At 58.5% G+C, this 23,759-nt stretch carries 23 protein-coding genes; 12 read left to right on the top strand and 11 right to left on the bottom strand.

The annotated features are described in order from the left end of the window. Positions 1-47: 47 nt before the first annotated feature. The 5 genes from AC3CHX_RS18615 to AC3CHX_RS18595 all read left to right on the top strand — a co-directional run bounded on the left by AC3CHX_RS18615 (position 48) and on the right by AC3CHX_RS18595 (position 4,549). Complete coding sequence (locus AC3CHX_RS18615; RefSeq protein WP_488644863.1) at positions 48-911, top strand: polysaccharide deacetylase family protein; 864 nt, start codon at positions 48-50, stop codon at positions 909-911. Further along, positions 908-1,810 (top strand): polysaccharide deacetylase family protein, encoded by a 903-nt coding sequence (locus AC3CHX_RS18610; protein ID WP_488629510.1) that lies wholly within the window; start codon positions 908-910, stop codon positions 1,808-1,810. Before AC3CHX_RS18615 ends, AC3CHX_RS18610 begins: the two co-directional genes overlap by 4 nt. Positions 1,811-2,214: 404 nt before the next feature. Next, on the top strand, positions 2,215-2,991 hold the full coding sequence (locus tag AC3CHX_RS18605; RefSeq protein ID WP_488629509.1) for a basic amino acid ABC transporter substrate-binding protein: 777 nt from the start codon (positions 2,215-2,217) through the stop codon (positions 2,989-2,991). A 75-nt stretch (positions 2,992-3,066) separates the two neighbouring features. Beyond that, a complete protein-coding gene (locus AC3CHX_RS18600; protein ID WP_488629508.1) occupies positions 3,067-3,819 on the top strand; it encodes an amino acid ABC transporter permease in 753 nt (250 codons plus the stop codon). Continuing rightward, complete coding sequence (locus AC3CHX_RS18595) at positions 3,806-4,549, top strand: amino acid ABC transporter ATP-binding protein (protein WP_488644862.1); 744 nt, start codon at positions 3,806-3,808, stop codon at positions 4,547-4,549. The genes AC3CHX_RS18600 and AC3CHX_RS18595 overlap by 14 nt, the downstream gene beginning before the upstream one ends. 59 nt (positions 4,550-4,608) lie before the next feature. Here the strand turns inward: AC3CHX_RS18595 and AC3CHX_RS18590 are convergent, their stop codons facing one another. Together AC3CHX_RS18590 and AC3CHX_RS18585 are read right to left on the bottom strand one after the other, a co-directional pair. Then, a complete protein-coding gene (locus AC3CHX_RS18590; protein WP_488644861.1) occupies positions 4,609-5,574 on the bottom strand; it encodes a threo-3-hydroxy-L-aspartate ammonia-lyase in 966 nt (321 codons plus the stop codon). 169 nt (positions 5,575-5,743) lie between these two features. Further along, entirely contained in the window at positions 5,744-6,130 is a 387-nt protein-coding gene (locus tag AC3CHX_RS18585) for a RidA family protein (protein WP_488629507.1), read from the bottom strand. A gap of 309 nt (positions 6,131-6,439) precedes the next feature. Here AC3CHX_RS18585 and AC3CHX_RS18580 point away from each other — a divergent pair, with 309 nt between their 5' ends. Beyond that, positions 6,440-7,366, top strand: a complete 927-nt coding sequence (locus tag AC3CHX_RS18580; protein ID WP_488629506.1) for a LysR family transcriptional regulator — start codon at positions 6,440-6,442, stop codon at positions 7,364-7,366. Between the two features lie 59 nt (positions 7,367-7,425). Here the strand turns inward: AC3CHX_RS18580 and AC3CHX_RS18575 are convergent, their stop codons facing one another. Next, positions 7,426-8,508, bottom strand: coding sequence for a DSD1 family PLP-dependent enzyme (locus tag AC3CHX_RS18575; protein WP_488629505.1), 1,083 nt, complete (start codon positions 8,506-8,508; stop codon positions 7,426-7,428). A gap of 60 nt (positions 8,509-8,568) precedes the next feature. Between AC3CHX_RS18575 and AC3CHX_RS18570 the strand changes: the two genes are divergently transcribed. Then, positions 8,569-8,814, top strand: coding sequence for a LysR substrate-binding domain-containing protein (locus AC3CHX_RS18570; RefSeq protein ID WP_488629504.1), 246 nt, complete (start codon positions 8,569-8,571; stop codon positions 8,812-8,814). Positions 8,815-8,978: 164 nt separating this feature from the next. Beyond that, positions 8,979-9,257, top strand: a complete 279-nt coding sequence (locus AC3CHX_RS18565; RefSeq protein ID WP_488629503.1) for a type II toxin-antitoxin system Phd/YefM family antitoxin — start codon at positions 8,979-8,981, stop codon at positions 9,255-9,257. Positions 9,258-9,525: 268 nt separating this feature from the next. On the opposite strand, the gene AC3CHX_RS18560 is transcribed toward AC3CHX_RS18565, so the two are convergent. Both AC3CHX_RS18560 and AC3CHX_RS18555 read right to left on the bottom strand, forming a co-directional pair. Beyond that, a complete protein-coding gene (locus AC3CHX_RS18560) occupies positions 9,526-10,677 on the bottom strand; it encodes a porin (RefSeq protein WP_488629502.1) in 1,152 nt (383 codons plus the stop codon). Between the two features lie 202 nt (positions 10,678-10,879). Continuing rightward, complete coding sequence (locus AC3CHX_RS18555; protein ID WP_488644860.1) at positions 10,880-12,487, bottom strand: HAL/PAL/TAL family ammonia-lyase; 1,608 nt, start codon at positions 12,485-12,487, stop codon at positions 10,880-10,882. A 660-nt stretch (positions 12,488-13,147) separates the two neighbouring features. On the opposite strand from AC3CHX_RS18555, the gene AC3CHX_RS18550 reads away from it, so the two are divergent. Continuing rightward, complete coding sequence (locus tag AC3CHX_RS18550) at positions 13,148-13,489, top strand: hypothetical protein (RefSeq protein WP_488629501.1); 342 nt, start codon at positions 13,148-13,150, stop codon at positions 13,487-13,489. Between the two features lie 58 nt (positions 13,490-13,547). On the opposite strand, the gene AC3CHX_RS18545 is transcribed toward AC3CHX_RS18550, so the two are convergent. The 3 genes from AC3CHX_RS18545 to AC3CHX_RS18535 form a co-directional block, all read right to left on the bottom strand. Further along, a complete protein-coding gene (locus tag AC3CHX_RS18545) occupies positions 13,548-13,958 on the bottom strand; it encodes a putative toxin-antitoxin system toxin component, PIN family (RefSeq protein WP_488629500.1) in 411 nt (136 codons plus the stop codon). Beyond that, positions 13,958-14,197: a ribbon-helix-helix domain-containing protein gene (locus AC3CHX_RS18540; RefSeq protein WP_488629499.1), complete on the bottom strand. Its 240-nt coding sequence runs from the start codon at positions 14,195-14,197 to the stop codon at positions 13,958-13,960. Before AC3CHX_RS18540 ends, AC3CHX_RS18545 begins: the two co-directional genes overlap by 1 nt. A gap of 148 nt (positions 14,198-14,345) precedes the next feature. After that, positions 14,346-15,230 carry a LysR family transcriptional regulator gene (locus AC3CHX_RS18535; RefSeq protein WP_488629498.1) on the bottom strand — a complete coding sequence of 295 codons (885 nt, stop codon included), beginning with the start codon at positions 15,228-15,230 and terminating at the stop codon, positions 14,346-14,348. A gap of 108 nt (positions 15,231-15,338) precedes the next feature. Here AC3CHX_RS18535 and ertD point away from each other — a divergent pair, with 108 nt between their 5' ends. The 3 genes from ertD (at position 15,339) to AC3CHX_RS18520 (ending at position 18,736) form a co-directional block, all read left to right on the top strand. Further along, entirely contained in the window at positions 15,339-16,706 is a 1,368-nt protein-coding gene (ertD, locus tag AC3CHX_RS18530) for a hydantoin-5-propionate amidohydrolase (protein ID WP_488629497.1), read from the top strand. A 23-nt stretch (positions 16,707-16,729) separates the two neighbouring features. Beyond that, positions 16,730-18,010, top strand: coding sequence for an N-carbamyl-l-glutamate amidohydrolase ErtE (gene ertE, locus AC3CHX_RS18525; protein ID WP_488629496.1), 1,281 nt, complete (start codon positions 16,730-16,732; stop codon positions 18,008-18,010). A gap of 177 nt (positions 18,011-18,187) precedes the next feature. Next, positions 18,188-18,736 carry a nuclear transport factor 2 family protein gene (locus AC3CHX_RS18520; RefSeq protein ID WP_488629495.1) on the top strand — a complete coding sequence of 183 codons (549 nt, stop codon included), beginning with the start codon at positions 18,188-18,190 and terminating at the stop codon, positions 18,734-18,736. Between the two features lie 101 nt (positions 18,737-18,837). Here the strand turns inward: AC3CHX_RS18520 and AC3CHX_RS18515 are convergent, their stop codons facing one another. From AC3CHX_RS18515 to AC3CHX_RS18505, 3 genes are all read right to left on the bottom strand, one after another. Further along, the gene (locus tag AC3CHX_RS18515; protein WP_488629494.1) at positions 18,838-19,596 is read right to left on the bottom strand and encodes a fimbrial biogenesis chaperone; all 759 of its coding nucleotides are present in this window, start codon (positions 19,594-19,596) and stop codon (positions 18,838-18,840) included. A 67-nt stretch (positions 19,597-19,663) separates the two neighbouring features. Further along, complete coding sequence (locus tag AC3CHX_RS18510; protein WP_488629493.1) at positions 19,664-21,025, bottom strand: fimbrial protein; 1,362 nt, start codon at positions 21,023-21,025, stop codon at positions 19,664-19,666. A gap of 59 nt (positions 21,026-21,084) precedes the next feature. Continuing rightward, positions 21,085-23,748, bottom strand: a complete 2,664-nt coding sequence (locus AC3CHX_RS18505; protein WP_488629492.1) for a fimbria/pilus outer membrane usher protein — start codon at positions 23,746-23,748, stop codon at positions 21,085-21,087. Positions 23,749-23,759: the final 11 nt, after the last annotated feature.

The following is a 23,759-nucleotide window of genomic DNA, read 5'->3' as shown; positions in this document are numbered from 1 at the left end:
AAATGGTGAATGCCAGCAATTGAAACTGGGTGGAAAGGGGTTTGAACATGCAATCTATGCCGCAGTGGCCCGGGGGACGCCGTTCCTGCGTCGCGCTGGCGTTCGACCTGGACGGCCCGACGGGCGCCGCGATGCTCGACGGCTCGATCTGGAACAATCCGTCGTATTTCACGCTTGGCTGCTACGGTCCGTGGCGCGCGCTCGGCCGGCTGCTGGACATGCTCGACGAGCGCGCGGTTCCGGCCACCTTCTTCGTGCCCGCATGGGTGGTCGAGAACTGGCCGGATCAATGCGCGGCGATCGTCGCGCGCGGTCATGAGATCGGCTATCACGGTTACCGGCACGAGTCGTTCTGGGTACTCGACCGCGCTCAGCAACGCGCAGTGATGGCGCGCTCGGCACAGGTGTTCGATGACTATCTGGGCATTCGGCCGGTCGGCTTTCGCACGCCCTCCGGCGACTGGGGGCCTGACACGATCCGCGTGCTGATGGAAGCCGGTGTGCGCTATTCGAGTTCGATGCGCGGCGACGACCGCCCTTATTTGCTGCACGTGGACGGCAGCGATCAAACGATGGTCGAGATACCGGGGCGCTGGGAACTGGACGACTACGCGTCGCTCGCGTATCACCGCAATCCGGACTTTCCTGCCGGCCTCGATCGTATCGCCGGCTATGACGGCACGCTCGACAACTGGCGGCGCGAATTCGACGGCTCGCATCGCGACGGCCTGTGTCTGACGACGCTGTTTCACCCGAAGGTGTCGGGCAAGCCGGGCCGGATCGTCCTGCTCGAACGTCTGATCGACCACATGCTGGCGCAAGGCGACGTGTGGTTCGCGCGTTGCCGCGAAGTGGCCGAGTGGTGGCGTACGCAAGATCCATCGTCGCATCAACAGGAAATCCACAGATGAAACATCCACGCTGGCCGGAGAACGCGCAAAGCGCGGTCGTCATCACGGTCGACTTCAACGACGAACACGGCATCCTGACGCAAGCGCCAGCTATCGCGGGACGCGAAAAATCGCTTTCCGTATGGCGCTATGGCGCAAAACGCGGTGTGGACCGGGTTCTCGATACCCTCGAAGAATTCAATCTGCGCGCGAGCTGGTTTGTGCCCGGTTGTGTCGCCCAGACGCATACCGAGCTGCTGCGGCGCATTGCTGCGCAGCAGCACGAAATCGGCATCAGCGGCTATCGCTGCGAGGATTTCGACGGGCTGACGCTCGACCAGCAAAAACAAGCGTTCTGCGCGGGACAGGCTGCGCTGGCGGAAGCGCTCGGCCGACCCGCCCAGGGGTTTCGCTCGTTCAGCGGCAACTGGGCGCCGGGATTCGCGGACTTTCTGCGGGAGCAGGGGGTGACGTGGTCGTCCTCCTGGCGCGGCGACGATCTGCCTTATTTTCATGTTGCGGATACCGCTGCGGAAAGCAGCGCGCCAAGTCTGGTGGAGCTGCCGCTGCACTACGAACTGGAAGACGAACCGTACTTCGTCTACAACCTGGCACCGGCGGTGCCGGTCGGACAGCCGAGAATTCCATCGTATCGCGAAGTGCTGGCGAACTGGAAGGCCGACTTCGACGGGTTCCATCGTTTCGGCCTGTGTTTCGTGCTGCGGCTGCATCCGGAAATCATCGGCACGGCGGGACGCATCGAGGTCCTGCGCGAACTGCTCGGCCACATGCGCGCGTGCGGCGACGTCTGGTTCGCCAGCGGCGCCGAGGTCGCCGACTGGTGGCGCCAAAGCGTCCCTGGCAACCAGCCGGGCCATCCGGTGGAAATCTATGCACGGCATCGAAAGGCGGTGCAATGAGCGCGCCAGCTGGCCGGCGACGCAAAATCACGGGCGTTGCTGTGCTAGCGTTGTTTCGGTGCAGCATGTATCACGGAAGTCACCGAAGTGATGCATCAGGATGCCGCCAGCTTCTGTAATGCCTGCTGCAGTTGGCACGCTTTTCGCTCTTGAGAGGCGCTGCAGCCGGAATACCTGCGAATGGGTCCGCAGGACGCTGACCGGGATATTTTCGGTGCCGATGCTTGACGGATCGGTTCGACTACGAAATCATGTCAGCGGCACCGCGCCGGCAGTCAGCGCAGCGATGCATTGCACCCGGCATGCGTCCGGCAAGATGGGTCAGCGAGGGGCGCTAAACCGCTCATGGCTTCATGCTCGTTTTATGCTGTTTTATTGTTTCATCTTCATCCACAGGAGTTTTTATGTCTTTCAAACAGTTGTTGACCGTCGCCGCGAGCGCGATGCTGGTCCTGATTTCCAGTGGCGTTGCTGCACAGCAACGCGAATACATCGTCGGCTCAGGCGCGACTTACCGGCCGTTCGAGTTTGAAACGAAAGATAAGGAAATCGTCGGTTTCGATATCGACCTGATCAAGGCGATTGCCGAAGCGGGCCACTTCAAGGTCAAGGTGGTGAATACGCCTTGGGAAGGTATTTTCGCAACGCTGGACACCGGCGACCGCGACATTTTGATGTCCGGCATCACCATCACCGATAAACGTAAGGAAATAGTCGATTTCTCCGCTCCCTATTTTGTGGCCTATCAGTCGGTTGCGCTGAACAAGGACAGCAAGGCCGCGACCCTGAAAGACCTGAAGGGCGTGAATATCGGGGTCGTCAATTCGAGTGCAGGCGACACGGCCGCCTCCGAAGAATTCGGTAAAAACAGCCCGACCATCAAACGTTTCGATTCGACCCCGCTGATGCTCGAAGAGCTGTTCCAGGGCGGCGTCGGTGCGGCTATCGGCGATGTCGGCGTATTGCAGTTTTATACCAACAGCCACCCGAACAAGAACTTCAAAGTGATGCGCGATCCGCGTTTCAAAGACCAGTATCTGGGCATGGCCGTGAAAAAAGGCAACAAGGAATTGCTGAATAAACTCAACGGCGGGCTGAAAGCCGTGATCGCCAACGGTACTTACAACAAGATCCATCGCAAGTGGTTCGGTGCCGATGCACCGGCATTACCGGCCCAATAATCCCTGGCAATTTGGCGCTGCCTCGACGACGTACGCAGATCTGCTACGTCATCTTTACTTTATAGGATTTAATACATGCAACCCTGGTTCCGATGGGACATCATCCAGGAATACGCCCCCTTGTTTGTCGAGGGTGCCTGGATGACGGTCAAGAGTATGGTGGTCTGTGTCATTGTCGGCACTTCGCTCGGTCTATTGCTGGGCGTCGGGCGGCTGGCCGAGGCACGGCACGCGCCGCTCAAATACGTCCTGAAGTATCTGGTGCAATTTCCGGTACGCGTGTACGTCAGCTTCTTTCGCGGCACACCGTTGTTCGTGCAAATTCTGATGATTCATTTTGCGTTGATGCCGTTGCTGATCAGCCCGAACAACGGCCTGATTTTCTCCGGCGAAATGGGCGGCTATCTGCGCTCCAACTACGGCGCGTTCATTTCAGGCGTGGTCGCCATTTCGCTCAATTCGGGAGCCTACGTGTCCGAGATTTTCCGGGCCGGGATTCAATCGCTGGATCGCGGACAAAGCGAGGCTTCGCGTTCGCTGGGTCTGACGTATATGCAGACCATGCGCCGCGTCATCCTGCCGCAGGCATTCCGCCGCATGTTGCCGCCGCTCGGCAATAATGCGATCGCTATCCTGAAGGAATCGTCGCTGGTGTCTGCCATCGGCCTGGGCGAACTCGCCTACGCCGCACGCACCGTGTCGGGCGCGTATGCGCGGTATTGGGAGCCGTATCTGACGATTTCAGTGATTTACTGGGTCATGACCCTGATGATGTCGGCGTTTGTGGAGCATCTGGAAAAAAGGTATGGAAAAAATGATTCACGTTAAGGCTCTGCACAAAAATTACGGCAGCAATGCCGTATTGCAAGGTATCGATTGCGATATCCGTCCGTTCGAAGTGGTCTGCGTGATCGGACCGTCCGGCTCCGGCAAAAGTACTTTCCTGCGCTGTCTGAACGCATTGGAAGAACTCTCGTCCGGTGAAGTGTTTGTCAATGGTTTTGCGGTGCATGACCACAAAACCGATTTGAATAAAATGCGCGCAAGCGTCGGCATGGTGTTTCAGCGTTTCAATCTGTTCCCGCATCTGTCGGTGCTTGAAAACGTGATGATGGCACCGATGCAGGTGCGCGGCACAAAACGCGAGGACGCCGAGAAAATGGCGGTAAAGCTGCTGGAGAAGGTCGGCTTGAGCGACAAGATCGCGGCCTTCCCGAATCATCTGTCGGGCGGCCAGCAGCAGCGTGTCGCGATTGCCAGAGCCCTGGCGATGGAGCCGAAAGTCATGTTGTTCGATGAGCCGACCTCGGCACTGGACCCGGAACTGGTCGGGGAAGTTCTGGCCGTCATGAAAGCGCTGGCGATCGAAGGCATGACGATGGTCGTCGTCACCCATGAAATGGGCTTTGCCCGCGAGGTGGCCGATCGGGTCATCTTTATCGATCAGGGCGTGATCGTGGAAGAGGGGCCGCCGGAAGCCATTTTCACGAATCCGGCGAATGAGCGCACCCGCGCTTTTCTGGGCAAAGTATTGGCGCTCGGACGGCCGGCAATCTGACGAATGTGACCTTGTTCACAGGGGCCGGGCCGCTTCAGCGGCGGCCCCTCCGCATGACGTCAGGCTATAAATTTTGCGAAGGAAGTCAGGTCGACGTTGCCGCCGCTGATGATGACGCCGACCCTTTTTCCCGCTATCGGGTACGCGTGGTGAAGCGCCGCTGCAGCCGCCAGGCAACCTGTCGGTTCCACTACGAGCTTCATTCTCTCGGCAAAAAATTTCATCGTCTCGATGAGTTGAGCATCTGATACCGTGACAATGTCGTGAACATGGCGCTGGATCACCGCAAAATTATGCTGGCCGATATGCGTTACCTTTGCGCCGTCGGCGATGGTGTCCGGCACCGCAATATGTACAACCTCCCCTTTACGGAATGATTGCTGTCCATCGTTCCCAAGTTCCGGTTCGACCCCGATCACCTTGCATTGTGGACTGAGCCCCGCTGCGGCGAGCGCCGATCCAGCCAACAGACCGCCACCGCCGAGACAGACCAGCAGCACATCAAGCTCGCCCACCTCTTCGAACAGTTCCAGCGCCGCCGTGCCCTGGCCGCAAATGACGTCCGGATGGTCATAGGGCGGAATCAGCGTCATGTTTTTTTCTTCGGCTAGCTTGCGGCCGATTTCTTCGCGGTTTTCCGTGTAGCGGTTGTAAGTGAGGACTTCTGCGCCATAGCCTTTCGTCGCTTGAATCTTTAACTCGGGCGCATCCTCGGGCATGATGATCACTGCACGGATTCCAAGCAGGTTGGCGGCCAATGCGATGGCCTGGGCATGGTTGCCGGACGAGTACGTCAGCACACCGTTGCGACGCTGCTCTTCAGAGAATCGGGACAATGCGTTGCAGGCGCCGCGAAACTTGAAGGCGCCAATGCGCTGCAGGTTTTCACACTTGAAAAAAAGTTCCGCGCCGGCGAGCTCATTCGCCGTTCTGGAAGTCATGACCGGCGTGCGATGCGCCGCTCCTTTTATCCTTTGGGCAGCTTGTCGCACATCGCTGAAGCGCAGGTTATCGCTAGTGTTCATGTTTATCTCTCGGCTATGGTTAAGGATGGGATGAGTGAAGTGTAGAGCCGATTCCTTGGTTGCTGTTGCAACGCGGTGTTGCACTAGACCAAATGAGGAGCAGTACCTGTTTCCGAGAGCAGAAGTATGTGCTGACTGCCAATGGCAGTTTCGTTCTGATCGCTGGTCATTATTGCTTCTCCGGCGGCAGATACGCGACGATTTGCAACTCCACCGCGAAACCATGATGCAGGGCTGGAACCGGCACCACCGCGCGGGCCGGTTTGTGCTCGCCGAGAAAGCGGCTATACACCTCGTTGAACGCGCCCCAGTTTTCAACGCCAACCAAATAGACCGTGGCCTGGACCACGTCGGCATAGGTACAACCTGCTGCCTCCAATACCTTCTGGCATTGACTGAGTACCGCTTCAGACTGCTGCTTGAAATCGTGCTTGCCTGGGTCAATCACGCCGACGGCCGGCAGCATTCCTGATACAAACACAAAGCCGCTCTGTTCAACAGCCTGGGAATAGTGACCGAGCGGAGCCGGCGATGCTTGCGTATGGATAATTTTCATGATGAATTTGTTTTGATAGTTCAGAATCAGATGAACGCGTAGCGCGTTTTCTAGAATGCAAAGCTGGGTATTTTGGGGTCATCTCAGTCCCAATCAGGTTGGCGTTTGCGAATTATCATTCCCCGCCTCGCCAATGTGGTTAAATTATCCGTATTGCTAAATTAAGCTGCACTTAACAATGATTCCGGAAGAAGGCTCCGACTCAGGATATGAATTTTGGTTAAGAATCGGACGGGTGAAGTGTAGAGTCGATGCCTTGGTTGCTGCTGCAACACGGTGTTGCAGCAAACCAAATGAGGATCTGGACAGATGCAAGGAAGAACACTATGGGAACTCAAGGTATTTTGTGCCGTCGTGGAGAAACAAAGCTTCGTCACTGCGGCAAGACTCATGGGTATATCCCCCAGCTCCGCGACAAGAACCCTGCAGTCTCTGGAGGAGCAACTAGGCGTCCAGCTGCTCCAGCGCTCGCACAAGCTTCTTAGCTTGACGGGCGCCGGCGAAATTTATTATGAGTTCGCAAAGAAGATGCTTGAAGTCCAGGCTGAAGCGGAAGAAGAAATTTCAAGCCTCCAATCCGACCCAAAAGGATGGATCCGCTTCTCGGCGCCGGAAATCTGCAGCCGCTTCTTTCTTCCAGAGCAAATTGGCATTCTGGCGCGAGATTTTCCGGATATCCGGATCGATGTTCTGTATACCGACGTGGTAATCGATCCAATCCAGGAGAACCTGAATTTTGCGATTCGCGGCGCCTATCCCGCTTCCAGCGAGCTGATTGGTTATCCGCTTTGGAAGTATGACCGTATCCTGTGCGCCAGCCCCCGGTATATCGCACAGCATGGAGCGCCGCTGGAACCGGAGGATCTGGTCGGCCATGCCATGGCGCTGCATACCGCTCCGCGAATTTTGAAGGACTGGTACTTCAAGTCTGAGTTGCGCACGGTACGGATGCGCATGCAGGCCGCCCATCGGGTCAATACCGGGAGCGGGCTGTATGAATTGGTGTGCGCCGGGATTGGGATAGGACGACTCGCAAGCTGGGTGGCGCAACCGGCGCTCAAGGCCGGCACCCTGGTACAGGTATGCCCGGCATATCGCCTGGTATCTTCAGCGGGACAGAGCCCTCAGATGCATGCCGTGTATGGCTCAAAGGGCTTGCCACGTCGCACTAAAGTTCTCCTGGATGCGCTGAGGACGATCGGCATGCGGCAAGGCTTTGAAACTACGGGCGGGTGACTTGAGCTTGGAATTTTTCCTTTCGAACTTTTCAGCAAGCGCTATCAGCGCCTCACTTTCTACCAACCGCGAAATCGCTCCCATACGTCCAGGATTTCGGAAGAATGACGATGGACTACGTGGTAGCGGGAATGTTGCGCGCCGGTTGCACAAGCATGATTTGGCAGTATGCGCAGAATGGTGCCGATGGGCAGATCGGGCGTTTTCAAAGGATCCCCTGAACGATGCGCTATCACGCCATGTTCCTGATTGGCGTCGATCACCAGAACATCGGGAAGCAGCTCTCCGTTCAGATCGCAGACCAGGCCATAACCTTGGTCGACCGGCTGTTTGCCAGTCCCACGGTCGCGCGACATGGCCATCCAGCCCGCGTCCATGATAATCCAGCCTTTATCCTTTTGATGGCCTATGACCGTTGTGAGTACCGAAAGCGCAATGTCTTCCGCGCTGCAGACACCCAGCCCCGCCATGACCAGGTCGCCGAAGACGAAAACGCCTGCACGGACTTCGGTCACACCATCGAGGTTTTCGGCGAACATGGCCGTAGGCGTCGAGCCGACGCTGACCGTGGGACATGAAATTCCGGCGTCGCGCAAGCGTTGCGCGCAACGCACTGCGGCATCGCGCTCCTGGCTGGCCATCATTTTTATGGCGTCTATGGATCGGCAGTTATAGGAGTTGCCGGCATGCGTCATGACGCCGCTGAGATGTTGTCCACCTGCGACCAGGGCTGTGCCGATATCGATCAGGGATGACGATTCGGGGGCGACGCCGGAGCGGTGACCGTCACAGTCGATTTCAATCATTACGTCAAAGCTGGTGCTCGCTTGCTTCGCCTTGTCGCATAACGCCTGCGCGATTTCGAGGCTATCTAATACCACGATGAGTTTTGTACCCGCTTGCCGCAGCTTGATCACATGGTCGAACTTGCCCGGAATGATGCCCACGGCGTACAAAATATCTTTAAAGCCATATGCCGAGAAATATTCGGCTTCCTTAAGTGTCGATACCGTCATTGGCCCGGAGGCATTTCCAAGCATATTCTTGACAACGTTGATCGACTTATTGGTCTTTACGTGCGGCCTGAAACGCACATCGAACCGGGCCAGGCTTGAACGCATGCGCGCAATATTGCCGTCCATCCGGTCTCTATCCAGGACAAGTGCCGGGGTTTCAAGGTCGGTTAACCAGGGCGTCAAAATTTGGGGAGAGTTATCCACCAATGGGCCTTGCTTGGGAAGGGAATCATCATCCGTTCCGAGTGGGACGTCGCTGACAACATAAGGAGCGGCAAGCTAATTGCACTTCTTCCCGAGTGGAGCATGCCGCCCGCCGACGTCATTGCCCTGGTTCCCCAACGCCGCGGCCTGTCTGCGCGGGTAAAGAAATTTATCGAGCATGTGACGCAACAGTTTGGGCCGATCCCTCCATGGCGGATTAAGAAGTAGGCTGGAAATGCGTCAATCCGATGGGCAAATCAACATCCCTGGCAAACAAACCCCGAACTGGTAGGACCGTACTTGCCGGCAGTTGACCGCTCCAAATCATCCATAAGATAAAAACCTAATTTGTCGGACATTGAGTATTTCATCCCTTGCATGAAGTTGGTCTAGTGTCTAGATTAGACCATGTCACGGAAATTACGGAGGTAGTCATGCGCGAATACGGTATTTATGAGGCAAAGACAAAACTGCCCGATCTCATCAAGCAAGTGCAACAGGGCGAACGGATCACCATTACAAATCGGGGCGAACCTGTGGCTGATCTGGTGCCCAGCGCCAGTCGCGCTGCGCAACAGACGCGGGGAGCAATCGTTGCTATCAAGGCAATGCGTACAGCTGCGATTAATCAAGAGCAATTCTCCGAAATGCGCCTGCGAGGACGACGCTGATGGCAGGCGGTTTCGTTCTGGATGCGTCCGTCACAATGCGTTGGGCCTTGCAAAACGGGTCAGTAGCTGACCGTACTTATGGCCAACTTCAAACGGCCGCTATCGGGTAAAGCGAGTGACGGTTTCGGCTCCAGTCTGTGGAAAAGGTAGCCTAGCTGTTCCTGCCAGCCCGGGTTGTCGCCGGACGACTTTCACCGCACCAAAATGACAGATATTGCAGGGTCGCGCCAAACTCCAACGGCGCAACCCTGCGCTACCCGGATGTTGCCTAGAACTTGTGACGCAATGCTACGCGCACGGCAACTTGCTTTTCATTGTCCGAACCGCTGCCGCCGGAACCGGGGATGTAGGCTTGATCAAGTACCGATCCAGTCGCATCCCCACCAACTTTTTGATAAACGGCTTGCGCATAAACATCAGTCCGCTTGGAGAAGTTGTAATCCGCCATCAGACCAAAGGTCGACCATTTCGGTTTGGCAGTGCCAACCGTTGTGTCGTACTTGGCTTTTGTGTAGGTGTACATCGCCCCGGCGTAAAACGCAGGTGTGAATTGATACTTGGCATTGATTTCGTAGTTCTGGAACTTGAGCGAAGTCAAGGTGCCGACGGCTGGTGCAAACGAGTTGATGTAACTGTTCACGCCGCTTGGATTGGTCAGATTGGTGCCGGTATACACGAACCCGAGCGTCGCATCACCAATCGCGTAGTTGATACCGGCGCCGAAGGTTTTTTGCCGCGCAGCCAGGAAGGTCACGTCGGTTGGCGTGACAGAACCGCTGGCAGTACTGCCGGGGCTGGTCAGATTCATGTACCCCAGGCCAGCCGACAATGGACCGTTAACATAGCTGGCGCCCAGGCTATAGGTACGATTAGCCGTATTATTGCCGGCTGTTTCGCCGAAGCCATACACGCCGCCGAACTGCAAGCCACTAAAACTTGGGCTGGTGTACTTGAGCGAGTTATTGATGTGGAACGAGTAATCGGTGTTGTCGTTATCCAGCGGATGCGCGAACAGATAGCCGGCCCAGTTGCCATTCGCTGTCAGCCCGGCGACGTAATCGATGATGGAGTCATATTGACGCCCGAGTGTGACGGTACCGGCGGTTGTGCTCGACAAACCGACCAATGCCTTGCGTCCGAACAGCAACCCGCCTTGACCCAGCGCACCAGTACTTGCATTAAAACCGTTTTCAAGCTGGAACACCGCACTCAAGCCGCCACCCAGGTCTTCGTTGCCTTTGAAGCCCAGGCGGCTACCTTGTGCGTAGCCGCTTTCCATTTGAACCGCACTTTTACCAGCGTCATTGTTGGTGTAGTTCAACCCCAAATCGACAATGCCATACATCGTGATGTTGGTTTGGGCTTGCGCCATGCCGGCAATACCGCTCAACAAACCTGCAACCAGAATAACTTTCTTCATGTAGTACTCCCAAGGGATGGAAAAATCTGTTTTTGGTCATGCGCACAACGCTGCACGCATAACGACGGCTTCCCCCCTAGCGCCGGTGAACTGACGGCAGACGCCAACATGCCAGACACAACAGGCGTGACTAGAGAGCTGCATACGCAGCGTCGGATCGACGGCAAATTCGCCGTCCGATTTTTTTAGGGGGAAAAGCGGCTTATTGCGGCAACTGGCGCAGCACGTCCGCGGCGGCGCGGAAATCGTTGGTCAGCGGGCGATCCTGGTCGAGAAACAGTACGCGCTTGCGCAGTGCATCGAACAAGGCCTGGGTCGCCGGCGACAGCACGAAATCGGGATTCTTGCGACGCCGCAGTTCCGCCGCCTGCGCCGCGTGAATCAGTTCGATGCCCAGCAGCGCATAGCTGTTGTCGACCTGCTTGCGCACGCGCTGTACGACTACCGGATCGTTAGTCGCCACGTCTTCGATATTCCCGGCCACCGGCAGGTAATCGAGCGATACCGGCATGGCCAGCGCCTTGTTTTCCATGGCGAGTGCCACCGCTGGCTTTTCCATGGCGCCAAAGGCGTGGACCGTGTTGTCGGTGCCGAGAAAGCGCGACAGTCCGGTGAAATTCGGATCGTTCAGCTTGATGATGCGCTGCGCCGAGGCGAGGGAATTGTGCGCCAGTGCGAGGCCGGTTTCCTCGAATGCCAGCACCCAGGGCAGCGGTTCAAAGTTCGCGGTCGGCAGCACCGCGCCCTTGCTGTTCAGGTAGCCTTGCTTTTCCTGCCAGCGTGCGGATTTCGGCGTTACGCCGATGGCCACGCCCGGATTGTCGTCGGACGAATTCAGCTGGACGTCGATCAGCGCGCGGGTCTCCGCATAGCTGCGATCGAGCTCGCCCAGCAGATAGACGCCGGTGCGGAAGCTGAGCGGATCTTGCAAGGCGCGCGCCGGGTCGCGATTCCAGAGACTGGCGCCGTCCAGCAGTTTGCGGATGTCGGCGCCGGCCCGCACCGTTTCCGGAAACGGCCGCAGCGCCAGCGAATCTTCGAGCAGGGGCGAGACGTTGCCATTGAATGCCTGCAGACTCAGGGCGTACACCAGCTTCGAAATGCGGGTCAGGTGCGCGAGATCGTTCAGCGTCAGCGCGGCCAGGCCGGACGCATAGGCATTCGAGCTGAGGATAGACAGTGCGTCCTTGCCGAATGGCTGGATGGGCGCAATACCGGTGGTCTTCAGCGCATCCGCCGCAGGTTGTTTGCGTCCCTGGTAATACACATCGCCTTCTCCCAGCATGGCGATGCCGACGTGGCTGAGCAGTGTGATGTCGCCCTCGCCGATGGAGCCCGCCGATGGGACGGCGGGCGTCACGCCCTGGTTCAGGAAGCGCAGATAGGTATCGACAATGCTTTCCTGTACGCCGCCGCCGCCGCTGAGCAGGGCGTTGAGACGCACCGCCATCACCGCACGCGTGTCCAGCACCGGCGCATCCGGTCCAACGCCGCCACCGTGCGCGCGCAACAGACCGACATTGAAGCGGCGCGATGCGTCGATGATTTCCGGCGTCAGCTGGCCCTTGGCATCGACCATCTCGCGGTCCTTGTTCAGGCCGACGCCCACGGTCAAGCCATATATTTTTTGACCGTTGCGTGCGGCATTCAGCAGCACCTGGTGCGCCAGGCGCACGCGCTCGCGCGCCTGCGGCGCAATCCGCACCGGTTCACCCTGGGCGATGCGCGCAATGGATTCGGGCGTGGCGTTATGCCCATCGAGTTCGACATCGGCACGGGCCTGAGCGGTGCAGAGCGCGGCGGCCGCCATGAACGTGAGAGTCAACGTCCGGCGCTGCAGGCGCCCGGGCCGACGATTGGCCGAGCGGCCGCCGGCAAAGACGGAAGCGCCGGCTGCCGCCAGATCCCTGAAAGTGAATAGCTGTCCCATTTTTGTATCCTTTTTAATCATCATTTATTGTTGGAGCAATCGCCTGGTGCATCGCTGCCAAACCTGATGCAACGTTTGATAAGAGTGCGCTGCCAGACACTTTGCATGTCTTGACGGCTCCGATACTAAGTAGGATTTTTCTTAATGTCGCATTACTTTTTGTGAATGGCATATAACAGCAAGTTAACGCCTGTTTTTGGTGCGATGCGGAAGTTTTGGCGTCCCTGGGAACCAGGGCCGGCGGGAAGGGCGCAGCGGCATGCACGCATGAAAAAGGGGCGCGCGTGCACCATGAAGGAAGGGCAAGTAATGCCGAAAATAATTGACGCCGGTACGGGTGTTGATAAGCAGATGGCCCAAACCTCCAAATAGTCGCTATTTTGATGCTTCCTATACAAGCAACCAGATTGTCAACATGCTGGCATAAGCAGTGTGGACATTCGAGCGCTCAATAGCGTACAGAGGCAAATTGGGCGGCAAAACTTCATGGATACATGCACCTGATTTGCTTATAATTTACAGTCGTTTCAATGGCTTACAATGGCAGACAACCTGGAAAAAATGGCGGCAAAAAAGATGTACGATTCCCCTCACCAGTTCGAACCGTTGGTCCCGTCGCTCATTCCCCTAGCGCTGACCGAGAAGGCGGCTGATATTGTCCGGTCGGCAACGCTGCTGGCCGGCCCGCTCACCCGCCGGGAGTTCACTCAGATGACCGGCCTGGGCGAGCGCACGGCCCGCTCCCTGATATCCAGGCTGCTGCACGACGGGCTGCTGGTCAGCGATACCGCCTCGGCGCCGGTGCGCTGGGGCTTGCCGGTGGACTCGCTGCAGTTCCTTTTCCCGGAGCTTTACCCCGAAGCGGCTACCAAGCCCGACTGATTCAGCTATCCGACAGGCGATCTAGCTGGAATTTCATTCTTGATATCCACACAAGCGGTCAGAGGACTTCCGAGCAGAACGTACCGGATGTGACAATCCGCGTTCGGCCAAAATTCCCTCTCTGTAACAGGCCAGCTCGACGATCTCCAGTTACCAGATAGTCAGCATCCCCTGCGAGCGCCATCGCAAGCAGAAACGCGTCGTTCGGATCGTCAGCCTCAACATCCGATGTAAGCCGATCCAGAACGATCGCGCGTTGGAGATTGTTGACCATCGCGCCCACTTGGTGTGGTTGCAGTACCGCTTGAAACTTCGGGTAACGACTGGCACGGCGAAGCTCGTCAAGTTGCACAAGCGACGTGACTACCTCGAATTTGGCGGCACGCCAAGCACGGTAAATAACATCCGGCGCTCCATGCGGCGAGATAAGTGCCGAGAGCAACACGTTTGTGTCGAGTACTACCCGCATCAGTGATTACGCGCCCACTGCAAAGCTTCTTCAACAATCGCGGTCATTTCACCTTCGGTCACGCCAGCATTGGCGGACTTGACCTGCTCTGCGGTCAACTCCAGGATGTGCGCCCGAACGGCTTCCTCAATAAAGCGTGACAGGTCGCCTTTTCGACCGCCGCCCTGGCTGGCGAGAAACATGCGAAGCGATTGATCGGTATCGGATGAAACTGCAATATTCCAGCGTATCTGGCTCATGATTACTCCTTGATCGGTGTTTATGTGTTTGTATGTTTATACACCAAGATAGGACAAGGTTCAAGATGGTCCAAAAAACGGAGGTTTATTGGACGATCCCAAGCGACCGGCAAATGAGGCCAAAACCGGCATTTACACTCCCTTGGGCCTATGACCCCAGACCTTCCAGAATAGAGATGAATTCCTGCGCCAGCCGCGACAGCGGTTCAAGCTGAATATTGAAGACGTTGATCGGCGCATTCACCTGCGGCGTGACGGGAATTGCGACCACGTTCGACCAGATCGGCCCCTTGATCGTCATTTCGTCGATCAGCGCCACGCCGACGCCGGCCTGGACCATCGCGCAGGCAACGTGCGCCTGCTGCACTTCGACGCGCGACACCGGCTGATGCTGTTCGCTGCCAAACATTTGATGCACCAGCTGGCCGAACGGGATATCGCTGCTGTAACCGACCAGCGGCTCGTCGATCAGATCGTGGATCGTGACTTCGGCGTGCGACACCAGCCGGTGATTGGCCGGCAGCACCGCCATGATCCGGTTTTTGTATAACGGCCGCATTTCAAGGCTGGGATGCGGGACCGGCATATACGTCACGCCCAACTCCACCTGCTGCGTCAGCAAGCCCTGCAGCATCATGCTGGGGAGCAGCGTGTGCAGCACGATCCTGACTTCCGGAAAACGCTGGCAGAAAATAGCCACCGCGGACGGCATCAGCGACTGCCCGATATTCGGGCTGCAGGCAATGCGCAATTGGCCGATCCGGTTTTCCGCCAGATTTTCGGCGACTTCGTTGACCCGCTGTACGCTTTGGTACACGGCGCCGACTTCCTCGAACAAGCGGCGCGCTTCAGGCGTCGGATACAGGCGGCCCTTGATGCGCTGAAACAGCAGCAAACCAAGCCTTTGCTCGGTATAGGAAATCAACCGGCTGACCGCAGGCTGCGAGACATACAGCAGCTTGGACGCGCCGCTGATGGAACCGCTCAGCATGATGGCGCGGAAGACTTCGATCTGGCGCAAGTTCAACTTCATAACCATTAACCTCATGTTAATTGAATCGTATATATAAGCATAAGGTATTTTGGATCAAGCCATCCTACACTTTCGCTCAGTGTTTAACTTTTGGGAAAAGGGTTGGCGATGAGCGATTTCGATTTGGTGGTGCGCGGCGATATTGTCGATGCGGATAGCGTGCTGGAAAACGGCTGGATCGCCGTGCGCGATGGCAAGGTCGCCGCGCGCGGACAAGGCCAGCCGCCGGCGGCAAGGGACATGGTCGATGCCAAAGGGCGCTGGATCATTCCCGGCGTCGTCGACGGTCAGGTGCATTCCGGCAGCCAGGCCGGGCAAGAAGGCCTGGGATGGGCATCGCGCGCCGCCGCCGCCGGCGGCATCACGGTGATGGTGGACATGCCTTACGACGATCCGGAACCGGTCGCTTCGCGCCCTCATCTCGACGCAAAAATAGCTGAAGTGGAGAGCGACTGCCACGTCGATGTCGCGCTGTTCGGCACGCTCAACGACCAGCACGGGATGGATGCCGCCGCCGGCTTGATCGAGGGCGGCGTATGCGCCTTCAAGTTCTCGACCTTCGAAGCGACGCCGGGGCGCTTTCCGCGCGTCGATGAAGACGATCTGTACGAAGCCTTCAGGCTGATTGCACCGTCCGGGCTGGCCTGCGGCGTGCACAACCAGATGCAGGAATTGACGCGCAAGAATATCAAGCGGCTGATCGAAAATGGCGACACCGGCTGGGACGCCTTTATGCGCGCACACACGCCGCTGATCGAAAATCTGGCGACCGCGCTGATTTATGAAATCGGCGCGGAAACCGGCGCCAGGGCGCATGCGGTGCATGTGTCGACGGCGCGCGGCTTCGAACTGTGCAATATGTACCGCCGCGCCGGGCATCAGGCGTCGATTGAAACCTGTATTCAATACCTGATGCTGAATCACGAAGAACACAGCAAACAATTCGGCGCGAAGACCAAGCACTATCCGCCGATCAGGCCAAAGGCCGAGGCCGACCTGTTGTGGACGCATATGGCGCGCAACGAATGTACCTTCGTTTCATCCGACCATGTCAGCTGGGGACTGGAACGCAAGGAAAATCCGAACATCTTCAAAAACGCTTCGGGCGGCCCCGGACTGGAAACCTTGCTGCCGGCATTCTGGACCGGATGTGAAGAGCACGGAATTGCGCCGACGATGGTGGTGCGCCAGTTGTGCCGTAATCCGGCGCGCCATTTCCTGCTGGAGGACCGCAAGGGCTCGCTCGATGTCGGCGCAGATGCCGACATCGTCGTGCTGGCGCCGGAACGCTACCGCTTCGATCCCGCGCACAGCCTGTCGGCCGTGCAGTGGAGTGCGTTCGAGGGCCGCGAATTCAGCGTCAAGGTAGCGGCCACCTATTGTCGCGGCAGGCTTGCCTACGACGGCGAGAAAATCACCAACCACGCCGGCTACGGCCGGTTCCTGCGTCCGCATGCCAACCGTCCCTCGGCCTGAGTCAATCTTTAGGAAATCTGCACATGTCCAACCTTTCATTCCCTCCTGTCAACGCCGACCGCCTGTGGGCACGCGTCGAAACCCTGTCCAAAATGACCTTGCCCGACGTGCCCTGGACGCGCCGCGCATTTTCACCGTTATTTCTGGAGGCGCGCGCATGGCTGCGCGAACAGTTCGCCGCCGCCGGGATGAGCGTGCGGCAAGACGACGGCGGCAATCTGGTCGGCCGTCTCGCGGCGCGTGCCGGCAGCGCCGAACGCCAACCCATCGTCACCGGCTCGCACTGCGACACCGTGATGATGGGTGGCCGTTTCGACGGCATCATCGGCGTGCTGGCCGGGATCGAAGTCGCCCATACGCTGCATGAGCAGGGCATTGCCCTCGATCATCCGTTCGAGGTGATCGATTTTCTTTCGGAGGAACCGAGCGATTACGGCATTTCCTGCATCGGCAGCCGCGCCTTTTCCGGTGCGCTGGGGCCGGAGATGCTGGCAGCGCGCAATCCCGACGGCGAAACCCTGGCCGAAGGCATGCGCCGCATAGGCTGCAATCCCGAGCGCCTGGCGCAAGCGCTGCGCCCGGCCGCCAGCACCGCAGCGTTCGTGGAGCTGCATATCGAGCAGGGACCGGTATTGGAAAAGCGCGGTCTGCCGATCGGCGTCGTGACGAATATCGTCGGCATCCGCCGCGTATCGATTCGCGTGAGCGGACAGCCGGACCATGCCGGCACCACGCCGATGGATATCCGCAAGGATGCACTGGTCGGCGCCGCCCGCATCATCGATGCGGCCAGCCGCAAAGCCAGCGCGATGTCCGGCAAGCCGCACTATGTCGTCGCGACGATAGGGCGCTTGTCCCTGACGCCGAACGCTTCCAATGCGGTACCGGGAAGCGTGGAAATGATGATGGAAGTGCGCAGCGAAAACGCCGCTGTTCTGGAAAGCTTTCCGGAACAATTGATGGCAGCGGTCGCCGCCGATATCGCGTTCCTGGGCGTGACGGCGGAGATGAAAACGGTCAGCAGCTCCAAGCCGACCGATTGCGACGAGCTGGTCATGACGACGATAGAACAGGCGGCAGCCGGACTGGCATATCCGTGCATGCGCATGCCCAGCGGGGCCGGACACGACGCGGTCTACGTCGCGCCCACCGGCCCTGTCGGCATGATTTTCATTCCCTGCCTGAACGGCCGCAGCCACTGCCCCGAAGAATGGATAGAGCCCGCGCAACTGCTGGATGGAACGCGTGTGCTGTACCAGACGATACTGGAACTGGACCGCAGGCTGAAGAAAACACAGGCGTGAGTGCCAACAATCATCCTGCCGAATAGCGGATCGCTACGAGTGGTAAAGAGATGGCACTCACCAAGAGGGAAGTATTGATCGGAGAGAATGCTGTTTCTTTTCAGAATTTTCCTACATTGGAACGGGTTCATATTGCTCAAAATAGGCATCCGAATGCCACTCTAAAAGGAAATTGATATGGATGTGCAAAAAAAACTGCAGGAGCTGCTGGATAAGCAAGAACTCACGGAGCTGATCTACAAGTTTGCCCGCGCCCTGGATCGAATGGACGGCGACCTGATGAAATCGACCTATTGGGAAGACGCCATTGAGGCGCATCAGGACCCGCTATATCCCGAGCTGTTCTCCTATGACGGTAACGCCTTGGCATTCGTGCCGATTGCCATGCAGGGCTTTGCAGCGCTGAAAGTCTCGCAACATCGCATCAGCAATATATTGATCGAGCTGGACGGCGACAAGGCCAGCGCCGAATGCTACGTCCTGGCCTATCATGTTCATGACGAAAACGGTACGGATATGGAAGGGATCCTGGGCGGAAGACATCATTTCCATTTCGAACGGCGTAACGGCGAGTGGCGTATCAAGCATCGATTTACGGTTTTCGACTGGAATCAGAATCAGCCAGCCACGGCTATCTGGAGTGATAAATTCGATAGTAAATATCGCGGCAGCAGAGACCGGAATGACAATAGCTACAATTATTTGAAAAAAATTGTTGGTCGATGAAGATTCGAAGAGTGTAGAGAATGTGGCCCGCCAGCGATTGAATGTTCGCTTGGCGGGCCGAGTTAGTTATAACGGGGGGTGTTCAGCAATACCTAAGGACCCTATTCCGGCGTGATCGTCTGCTTCCCGAGCGCCAGATTACCGTCGTCATTGACCAAGGCAAACAGGATCTCGGCATTCGAGGCAGCAGCGGAAGGAAAGGGGGCGAGCTCCAGCGTCACGCGCGAGAACGGCGCCATCATCTCGACAGCTTGCTCCTGAGACGCGCCGCCGGTGACCACCCGCAGCGACCCGATCGTGGCGAAATACGGCGTCGGATTCGCTATCGTCAAATGGGGCTTTCCCGCATCCGTCTTGAGGGAAAACACCAGCCGCTCCGCTAGTTTGTCGGCGGAAAATGGCAGTTTTTCGGGGCGCACAAAGACCTTCATCTGGGTCCGCATGGCAACCGACAGGGTCGCGGCCTCCGGCGGCAAGTCCGTTGCCTTCGGCGGGATTTCATACAGGTTAAGCCAGAACAGCGACTCGCGATCTTTGGGCAGGGGTGCGCCGGAATAGATCAGCCGCAGGCTGGTCTGGTCGCCCTGGTTCATCCGGAAAATCGGCGGCAGGGTGATGATCGGGGAAGTCGATTCCTCCGGCACGGCATCGAGCTTGCCGTCATCGACCCAGGCCTGGACCACCACCGGATATTTGTTAAGGTTGACCAGTTGCAGGGACTGCTCGGTAGCGCCGGCGGAAAAAACGACCCTGGTCGATTCCGCCGTCACACCGGCGAACGCCGGCACACTGGCCAGATAGAGCAGCAGACAGTACAAAGCGAACCGCAGTGTCTCAGCGTTGGGAGATAAGAGTGACATATACAAGCGGTGTACGAACCCTCTTGAGGGACAGCCCTCATCACGCGATTGCACGGCAGGCGGCATCCTATTGAACACGAATGACCACCTGCGCCTTGGCATACACTTTGCCCGGCGTCACGGTCTTGCCCGGCAATTTTTTCAGCGACGCCGTCAGCGTCTTGGTGTACGCGGTGACGCCGTTTATCGTATCCCCGGCGATAGTGGTGGCTGGGCTGCCCAGCACGGGATACCATCCGGCGGGTTGCTTGCCACCCATGACCAGGTCGCTGCTCAGGAAATTCATCGGCACGTTGTTCTCTGCCAGTGCGATGCCGACCCCGGTCGCCATGCCGGGATCCGTGCGATAGCCATCGGAAAGCAGGTAGGTGACGCCGTTAGCTGGAGTCACCAGCCTTTCGGCGACGGCACTCTGATAGTTGGCAGCCGATATCAACAGGCCCATTGCGGTGTCGCCAGGGTTGACCCCGTTCCCGAAGGCGCCCACTCCGTTAGTGGCGGGGGCAGATCGCTGGCACCTGAACTGTATCTGGAAAGGCTTGGTCGATTCCTCGCCCTGTTCAAGTTGCCCGACGGTGAGTTTGGAAAACCACACCACAGGGGTAACGGTATCGAACGTACAAGTCGCGCGACGCCGTACGGCAAGCCTGTCATAGAGGTTGACCGTACCCGGCCATCTGTCGTACCAGCCATCGTAATGACCCCGTGCCGGCTGGTCTATGTGGTTCATGAGGTCTGCATTCATGCCTGGTCCGCTGAATGCGATGTAGCCTGCCGGTTGACTGTGGGGATACATACCGGTGCCGGTATCATCCCGCTCCCCCTGGGTGCCGCCGCGGATCAATTCGACCTTGACATCGCTGAAATTCTTGGCTTTGACAAGAACTTGTTTCGTAACGGGGTCGGTATCGAGACCGGTCAGCCGTCGGGCCTGCCAGTTCATCGAGAAGACTTTCCCCGTTTCGATATTGGTGATGCGGATCAGCATGCCTTTGACAAACGTGCGATACGCGCCTGGAATGGGAGGGGATAAGCGCGCACCATCTTCATACATCCCGCCGTAAGGACTGTCTTCGTTGGTGGAAAAAAACTCGTATAGCTGATTGACGTCGCCGACAGCGCAGCGATACAGGACCTGCTCCGGCGCGTAGCTTGTGTTTTTTCCATAGGAAAACGTGGTGAAGCTCGCGATACTGCTGGCGATCACGGTGCCGTCAGGTTGAAATGCACTGTTGTTCAGATTGACTACCGCCGGCAATCCGCCGCTCCCACCGGCTTCATCGCGTGTGCCGATCCACGCGCTTTCCTTAACGCACGCCGCCCATGCCGGCGCAGGGATAGCGGCCATCGTAGCGGCCAGTGCGAACGCAGGCATCATCAACCGGTAGCGGTTCGATCGTCTTGCACCCAAAAGTAAACGTATTGCCATACAAACTCCCGAATAGTGTCGCGTCAGCGCACAGCGCATGGTGTCTCGATAAGAAATCATCATTCTGTAGCTCCAAGGGAAACGCAACTGGAATTCACTCTATACAGCGCCTGATCCAGTTTACGTCCGCCCAGATCGTAGCGAATTTCGCATTGCTCGGCGCGCAACTCGCCCCACTTGACGCGCAGCCGGCCTTGCTCCGCCGCGGCGCGGGCATACACTTGCCCTCCCTGTCCCACCATGCCGATGCTGGCGCCATCGTCGCCGGCGTAAACATTGGCGCCGAGCGGTAACGGCGAACCGTCCGCCAGCGCCGCTTTCACCAGCAGCGCATAGCCGGTCCGGGTCGCAAAGTTGAGCTTGACCGCAGCGCCGGCATAGGGCGCTACGCGTTGCTGGTTGCCGTCGAGTTCGACGTTGCGGCCGATACCCTGCGCATCCAGGGCGATGTCGTTGTAGCGATAGGCGGTTAGCGACGGAATCAGCGCATAGCCGAAGCGGTCGATCCTGGCTCCCTGGCTATTCCGCACGGCGGCACCGCTGGCGCCTTTCGCCTCCACCAGGCCGAACGTTTCGCCCAGATAAGGGCCGAGCGTCAGGCCGCCGGCGTGGGCCACAGCAGCCCCGCGGGCATTCGCACTGGCCTGCCAGAAGCCTTGCCCCAGGGAATAATTGCCGCCAACCGTCGCAATAGGGAAGCTCTTCTGGAGACTCGCACTGGCGCTGGAACTCGCCCCCTGCGTTGCGCCCGACACATTCGCGCTATAGCTGAGCGTCTGCGCCTCGTCCACGATCCCGGAAACCGACGCCTGATAGCTGCTGACGCCGCCGCTATGTGTGACGCCGCCGGAAACCGAGGCAGCACGCGACCCGGAACCGAACGAACCGAACGGCATCGAGACCGAGAGCATCACCGCGTTGCTGGTCTTGCCCTCTCTGACGGTGGCTGGCGTCTGGCCGGCGAGATTCCGGCGCCGGTCATACAGCGAGGCCGTGCGCTGGCGTGCAAACGACAGGTTGTAGCTGATCGACCGATAGGTGTTGGCATAGTTGAATTGCAGCTGGGTGTCGGGGCTCTTGGCGCCGTAGTAATCGCTGGCCGATGCCGACAGCGAGAGCTGTCCGTAACGGTCGAAGTTCTGGCTGATATTCGCCGTGAACTGGTTGCGCTGCTGATAGCTGCTTGAAGACCAGGTCTCGCCTTTGTCATGCGCACTCCGCGCGCCCAGGGCATCGACCAGATCCCGGTAGCCGCGGGTCGAATAACGATAGCCCGCCAGCGAAAATGTGGTCGAGGTCGGCTGGAACGTATGGCTGTAGGTCAGCGCGGCACGCCCGCCTTTGACAGCTTTGCCATCGACGTCTTTGGCCAGCGAATAGGTTGTGTTGACCCCGAATGCGCCGACGGATGTCCCCATCACGGCGCCGACCAGGAAAGCCTGATAGTCGCTGGCAAGCCGGGCGCCCACGTTGGCGGTCAGCGCGTTGGTCAGCCCGCGCTGATAGGTCATATCGGTGAAAACCGCCCGGCTATCCGCCACATCGCGCACCTGGCCGAGCGTGACGCCGTAACGTGAAGTGCCAGGGCGCATGGAATCCGGCACGGCCGAGAAGGGGACGGTAAAGCGGGCGACACGCCCATCCGCCTCGGCCACCTCGACCTCCAGATCGCCCTGGTAGCTGGTGGAATACAGATCCTCGATCAGGAAAGGTCCCGGCGCCACGGTGGTCTGGTAAATCTGGTGCCCGCCCTGACGAATCACGACGCGTGCATTGGTCAAGGCGACACCGCGCACCACCGGCGCGTATCCGCTCTGCGAGGCGGGCAGCATGCGCTCGTCGGTCCCGATCTGGACGCCGCGGAAACCCACGCCGCTGAACAGGCTGCCACTCGTATAGCTTTCCCCGACGGTGAGCTCGCTCTGGAGTGCGGGCAAGGCGCGTTGCGCGTAGGCCCGGATCGAATGCCAGTGTCCGCCGCTGTTGCTGGGTCCGCTTGTATAACGATAGTTCGATTGCTGGCGCAAACGCCACAATCCCAGGTTGACGCCGGAATTCAGGCCCAGGTAGGAATAATCGTTGACCCGGCCGGTTGCACTGTAGCGGTAGTAGCTGCTGTCATAGTTGACGAACGCCATGGTCTCGCCGGCATCCAGGTCGCCAGGGCTCACGGCGCCGCGCGGCACACGCGTCATCAGCAACTGCGGGATGGAAATATCCAGGCGCAGGCGAGAAAAATCGAAACTGCTGCCGGCGCCCGCAACGCGTTGTTCCAGCGGGCGGCAATCCGCCGCTTGGTCCCGATCGGCAGCGGGTGCCGACTGTTCAGCGGAAATGCTGTCCGCACGCACGCCGGATGCGATCAGGAACGCGTTATCCAGGCAGGGGAACACGCTGCCGTCTGCAGCGGAACGGAATTCCACGGTCTTTCTGGCGCGAAAAACGCCGTTGACAGAGATGTCGACCTGGTAGCTGCCGGGATCGACCACGTTGGCCCGATTGAAACGCTCAAGGCCGCCCGCGCCGAGCGAGGTGCCCAGCAACAGGCTGCTGTCGAAGCCATAGGCCAGCGTGGCCCGCTCCGAGGCTGGCGTTGAGGTTGCCGCAGATGCCTGGAGCGCAGGCAGCGCCAGTGCCGCGGCAATGGCAGCACACAAATAGCGGCGGCGATGCCCGGCGTGGCGCGATTGCCGCGCCACGCGACTTTGTATAACTATAATCATGGGGAAATTTT

The organism is Glaciimonas sp. OK215 (genome assembly GCF_057787885.1).
Note: the sequence above shows the minus strand (reverse complement) of the source record. Positions and strands in the feature narration are given on the sequence as shown.

What these genes read in the sequence shown, in the direction of transcription:
- AC3CHX_RS18615 (WP_488644863.1), top strand. Translation starts at nt 48, where the DNA reads ATGCAATCTATGCCGCAGTGGCCCGGGGGACGCCGTTCCTGCGTCGCG.
- AC3CHX_RS18610 (WP_488629510.1), top strand. Translation starts at nt 908, where the DNA reads ATGAAACATCCACGCTGGCCGGAGAACGCGCAAAGCGCGGTCGTCATC.
- AC3CHX_RS18605 (WP_488629509.1), top strand. Translation starts at nt 2,215, where the DNA reads ATGTCTTTCAAACAGTTGTTGACCGTCGCCGCGAGCGCGATGCTGGTC.
- AC3CHX_RS18600 (WP_488629508.1), top strand. Translation starts at nt 3,067, where the DNA reads ATGCAACCCTGGTTCCGATGGGACATCATCCAGGAATACGCCCCCTTG.
- AC3CHX_RS18595 (WP_488644862.1), top strand. Translation starts at nt 3,806, where the DNA reads ATGATTCACGTTAAGGCTCTGCACAAAAATTACGGCAGCAATGCCGTA.
- AC3CHX_RS18590 (WP_488644861.1), bottom strand. Translation starts at nt 5,574, where the DNA reads ATGAACACTAGCGATAACCTGCGCTTCAGCGATGTGCGACAAGCTGCC.
- AC3CHX_RS18585 (WP_488629507.1), bottom strand. Translation starts at nt 6,130, where the DNA reads ATGAAAATTATCCATACGCAAGCATCGCCGGCTCCGCTCGGTCACTAT.
- AC3CHX_RS18580 (WP_488629506.1), top strand. Translation starts at nt 6,440, where the DNA reads ATGCAAGGAAGAACACTATGGGAACTCAAGGTATTTTGTGCCGTCGTG.
- AC3CHX_RS18575 (WP_488629505.1), bottom strand. Translation starts at nt 8,508, where the DNA reads ATGGACGGCAATATTGCGCGCATGCGTTCAAGCCTGGCCCGGTTCGAT.
- AC3CHX_RS18560 (WP_488629502.1), bottom strand. Translation starts at nt 10,677, where the DNA reads ATGAAGAAAGTTATTCTGGTTGCAGGTTTGTTGAGCGGTATTGCCGGC.
- AC3CHX_RS18555 (WP_488644860.1), bottom strand. Translation starts at nt 12,487, where the DNA reads ATGGCGGCCGCCGCGCTCTGCACCGCTCAGGCCCGTGCCGATGTCGAA.
- AC3CHX_RS18550 (WP_488629501.1), top strand. Translation starts at nt 13,148, where the DNA reads ATGGCAGACAACCTGGAAAAAATGGCGGCAAAAAAGATGTACGATTCC.
- AC3CHX_RS18545 (WP_488629500.1), bottom strand. Translation starts at nt 13,958, where the DNA reads ATGCGGGTAGTACTCGACACAAACGTGTTGCTCTCGGCACTTATCTCG.
- AC3CHX_RS18540 (WP_488629499.1), bottom strand. Translation starts at nt 14,197, where the DNA reads ATGAGCCAGATACGCTGGAATATTGCAGTTTCATCCGATACCGATCAA.
- AC3CHX_RS18535 (WP_488629498.1), bottom strand. Translation starts at nt 15,230, where the DNA reads ATGAAGTTGAACTTGCGCCAGATCGAAGTCTTCCGCGCCATCATGCTG.
- ertD (WP_488629497.1), top strand. Translation starts at nt 15,339, where the DNA reads ATGAGCGATTTCGATTTGGTGGTGCGCGGCGATATTGTCGATGCGGAT.
- ertE (WP_488629496.1), top strand. Translation starts at nt 16,730, where the DNA reads ATGTCCAACCTTTCATTCCCTCCTGTCAACGCCGACCGCCTGTGGGCA.
- AC3CHX_RS18520 (WP_488629495.1), top strand. Translation starts at nt 18,188, where the DNA reads ATGGATGTGCAAAAAAAACTGCAGGAGCTGCTGGATAAGCAAGAACTC.
- AC3CHX_RS18515 (WP_488629494.1), bottom strand. Translation starts at nt 19,596, where the DNA reads ATGTCACTCTTATCTCCCAACGCTGAGACACTGCGGTTCGCTTTGTAC.
- AC3CHX_RS18510 (WP_488629493.1), bottom strand. Translation starts at nt 21,025, where the DNA reads ATGGCAATACGTTTACTTTTGGGTGCAAGACGATCGAACCGCTACCGG.
- AC3CHX_RS18505 (WP_488629492.1), bottom strand. Translation starts at nt 23,748, where the DNA reads ATGATTATAGTTATACAAAGTCGCGTGGCGCGGCAATCGCGCCACGCC.